Here is a 3,619-nt window from a genome sequence, read left to right as displayed (position 1 = left end):
CGCAGCGGACCCCGAAGCAGCCAGCAACGCGAGGCCGAAGGCTTGACCACCGACCTCACTGCAATTCTCGCGAACCCGAGCAAGATCTCCGACGAGAATAAGGCGCTGGCCACCAAAAACCTGTTCGGCCTGCTCAAAGGCGTATTGAAAGGCAGCCTGCTCGACCTGCCGCGCCGCACCCAGGAAACCCTGGAGAAATTCCTCAACGAAGGCCTGCAAGGTTTTGCCGGTGGTTCCAGCCACTTTGTGCGCCTGGGCGACAAGATCGGTGAGGCATTAGGCCCGGCCACGGATATCGTCGGTGGTTTTGCCGATACCGTGTTGGGTGCGTTGGCGATCAAAAGTGGCGTCGATAGCAAAGACCCGCTGGCCCAGGCGGCAGGCGGCCTGCCAGTGGCGGGCGGTGCGTTCGGCGCATCAACTGATAGTACACAACGCCAAATGTGCGAGGGGCTTGCTGCCTCCGACATTTGGCGTGGGTTTACAGCTTGGCAATGGAGACTTCGGTCGACTTCACAAAGGCAATCACTTCGCTGCCCACTTTCAATTCCAGGTCGCGCACCGAGCGCGTGGTAATCACCGACGTCACGATGCCGGACGCGGTTTGCACGTCGATCTCGGACACCACTTCCCCCAGCAAAATCTCCTTGATCACGCCCTTGAACTGGTTGCGCACGTTGATCGCTTTGATGGTCATGTCGGCTTTCCTTTTGGCTGTTGAGTCAATCCGCACGAATGCGCAGGCCCTCAAAATGCGCCACCCAATAAAACATTAAAAAGAATATATAACTCTTTATTTATTCGATTAGGATATATAAATACTGTTCGCCTGACAGCATCACAGCACTATTGGGGTTAAACGCCCTGAAATACCCCTGCGTGACAGGTGGCGCAGAGACTGCGTATCCCGATAAAGCAGGATGGAACATGCCATTTTAATTTTCTAACTAATAAGAAAAGCCTTCTCCCAACGCCGTGTTCGCAGCTGCTCCATCAACCCTTTCCCCAACGCTTACTGGACGCCTGCGCCCTCGCCTCGTGCCTGCAACCAGAAGCGGGCGGTGGACCCGCTTCACCCATGCCGGCGTGACCCGTTGCGGGCCCGACTCAAGGCGCTGTCCCTGACCGCGTTGCAGCGGGCGCATTTGATCCAGGCCAAGGCTCATGGGCTCCCTGCGGCAAACGGGCTTGCCACAGGAAACCCGCTCGCAACAAAACGTATCACGCCAGTGTCCGGCTCAGCGTCACCCAATACCGCGTCCGCGCGCGCACCTCAAACCCCAGGGTCTGGGACAACAGCGTGAGGATGCGGTCGGTATCATCCAGGCGAAAGCTGCCGGTAACTCGCAGCGTTTCCAGGCTCGGGTCCCAGCGCAGCACACCCGGGCGATAACGCTCCAACTCGCGCAAAAAATCTCCCAGCGCCTGATCCTGTGCAGTCAATACGCCGTCACGCCAGCCCAGTTGCAGCACGTCATAAGGCACCCAGGCACCAAGACCGGCGGGCCTTAACCGCGCTTGCTGCCCTGCGCGCAATGTCGCCAGTTGCCCGCGCACATCACGCACCGGTACCGTCCCCTTAATCACCGACACCACGCAGCCGGCTGTCAGCTGGCGCACACACACCTGCGCCTGGCTGACATGAACCTCGCCGTAGCGGGTTTTCACCGTCATCGACGCCAAGCCTTGCACATTCACGGCCAGCTCACCGTCCACCAGCGTGATGCGCCGTTGCGCGAGGTCGACATCCACCGCCGTGGCGGTGTTGAGTTGAATGCTGCTGCCATCGGCCAACGGCACGCGCCTGCGCTCGCCCGTGGCAGTGTGCAAGTCCGCGCGCCACGCCTCGATGGGCAGCTGGCGGCTGACCAGCCAGGCCGTCGGCACCAACGCCGCGACACCCAGTGCGCGCTTGAGGATTGCACGCCGCCCCGGTTGCGGGCGGTCGAGGCTGGCCATCGCCAATGCGTGAGGCAAGTCGCTGAAACGCTGGCGCAGGGTTTGGGCTCTCTGCCAGGTCTGTTCGTGTTGGGGATGGCTGTCGCGCCAGTGCTGCAACGCGGCATGATCACACTCGGTGGCCGCGCCGGACTCCAGCAAAGCCAGCCACTGGGCGGCGGCACGCGCGACCTCTCGGCTCACAGCTGCACCAGCAAACAGTGCTCGTAGGCTTGCGCCATGTAGCGCTTCACCGTGCGCTCGCAAACGTCGAGCCGTTCGGCAATCTCCCGATACCCCAGGCCCTCCAGTTGGCTCCACAGAAACGCGCGGCGCACCCGCACCGGCAACCCGTCGAGCAACTCATCCAACGCTTGCAGGGTTTCCAGCACCAACCAGCGCTGCTCGGGCGACGGCACGCACGTCTCTGGCAGGTTCGCCAAGGCATTCAAGTAAGCCTGCTCAAGGCTGCGCCGCTGATGGAAGTTGACCAGCAGGCGCTTGCCGACCGTCACCAAGTACGCGCGCGGCGCCTGCATCTGCGCAATCGGCTGGGCGCTGGCCAGCACGCGCAGGAACGTATCCTGGCTCAGGTCCGCCGCATCCCAGGCGTTGCCCAGGCGCCGCCGCAGCCAGCTTTCGAGCCAACTGTGGTGGTCGCGGTACAAACTCGACAAGGTCAGCTCGGGGGCGTGGGTCGGGACAACAGCATCATTCATAGCAAGCGACCTGCGCAGCGCGAGTGAGTCTCAAATGAGATTAATTCTATTTAATATCGCGCCGACACACCATGCCCTTTTCAACATTGCGCTTATACAGACGCCTCTGCGTCGAACACCTGCCCGATGCCCTGGCAGGCGCCAGCACTGCATTCGCGCCAATCCAACACTGATCGCCCTGCAAGGCGCCAATTTTTTGCAACCGCTGCGCTGCAACTGCCCGTCGATTCGCAGCTGCACTGGCTTATCCGTCCGCTCTGCGCACCGGTGATCAGCGGCCCCTTGAGCAAGGCCTCGGGTTCGACGGCAGCAGTGCGGTGCACAGCGACTTCAGCGTGGATGACGTAATCGTCGGTCGGCAGCTCCGTCAGTCACTGGCGAACAGTAGCGGGCGCGGTGTCGCGCCCCTGCGGCAACCACGCCCAAGGCATTGCGCTGGCCGCCCGCCGGCTGGGCATGCTGGCGACTGTCAACGCCCGCGCGCGTCGTTGACCTAACGTGTTACACACCATATAGTGTGCCCACAGACAGAACAGACCACTACATAGTGTGCAGTATCGGTATTGACCGACCACACTACGCGCAGTATTTCAATGCCTAGTAGCCTGCAAACCGCTTATTTTTGGACGGGTTCATACGCCGTCAGAACAGACCATGAAGGAGTATTTCAATGCTGAGTTGGGATGAAGTCGACAACGAAGACACCGGTGCAGCGGTGATCAAAGGCGCCAACGCCGGCCACGCCAGCGAAGCCAACATGGACCGCCTCGACGGTGCCGGCGCTGCCGCCGCCATCGAAGCCCGCGCCGTCACCGCCAGTGACTCCGCCGCCATCGTGCGCGCCAAGGCTGCCCTGGACAAACTCGACGTCGCCGAACGCCTCGCTGAGCTGGAAGGCCCCGCCGCCCGCGTCGCCGTCGACGAAAAGCTCCAGATCAACTCACGCGCCGACCACAACCCAC

At 61.8% G+C, this 3,619-nt stretch carries 3 protein-coding genes and 3 pseudogenes; 3 read left to right on the top strand and 3 right to left on the bottom strand.

What is annotated here, in order from left to right; genetic code table 11:
* Positions 1–420: pseudogene (locus E0F99_RS30795) on the top strand (hypothetical protein); the annotation flags it as partial.
* Positions 421–481: 61 nt separating this feature from the next.
* Here the strand turns inward: E0F99_RS30795 and E0F99_RS29280 are convergent.
* Complete coding sequence (locus E0F99_RS29280) at positions 482–697, bottom strand: TOBE domain-containing protein (RefSeq protein WP_003173733.1); 216 nt, start codon at positions 695–697, stop codon at positions 482–484.
* Between the two features lie 352 nt (positions 698–1,049).
* Here E0F99_RS29280 and E0F99_RS30790 point away from each other — a divergent pair.
* Positions 1,050–1,151 (top strand): annotated as a pseudogene (locus tag E0F99_RS30790) (ABC transporter ATP-binding protein); the annotation flags it as partial.
* 70 nt (positions 1,152–1,221) lie between these two features.
* Here E0F99_RS30790 and E0F99_RS29270 read toward each other — a convergent pair.
* Complete coding sequence (locus tag E0F99_RS29270; RefSeq protein WP_083358244.1) at positions 1,222–2,142, bottom strand: FecR domain-containing protein; 921 nt, start codon at positions 2,140–2,142, stop codon at positions 1,222–1,224.
* A complete protein-coding gene (locus E0F99_RS29265; protein WP_083358243.1) occupies positions 2,139–2,657 on the bottom strand; it encodes a sigma-70 family RNA polymerase sigma factor in 519 nt (172 codons plus the stop codon). The genes E0F99_RS29270 and E0F99_RS29265 overlap by 4 nt, the downstream gene beginning before the upstream one ends.
* A gap of 670 nt (positions 2,658–3,327) precedes the next feature.
* Here E0F99_RS29265 and E0F99_RS29255 point away from each other — a divergent pair.
* Positions 3,328–3,619: pseudogene (locus E0F99_RS29255) on the top strand (ribonucleotide-diphosphate reductase subunit beta); the annotation flags it as partial.

The sequence above is a fragment of the Pseudomonas antarctica genome (assembly GCF_900624995.1).
Taxonomy (GTDB): domain Bacteria; phylum Pseudomonadota; class Gammaproteobacteria; order Pseudomonadales; family Pseudomonadaceae; genus Aquipseudomonas; species Aquipseudomonas antarctica.
Note: the sequence above shows the minus strand (reverse complement) of the source record. Positions and strands in the feature narration are given on the sequence as shown.

Bases quoted from the DNA above. Each gene is read 5' to 3' on its own strand.
- E0F99_RS29280 (WP_003173733.1), bottom strand. From the start codon at position 697: ATGACCATCAAAGCGATCAACGTGCGCAACCAGTTCAAGGGCGTGATC.
- E0F99_RS29265 (WP_083358243.1), bottom strand. From the start codon at position 2,657: ATGAATGATGCTGTTGTCCCGACCCACGCCCCCGAGCTGACCTTGTCG.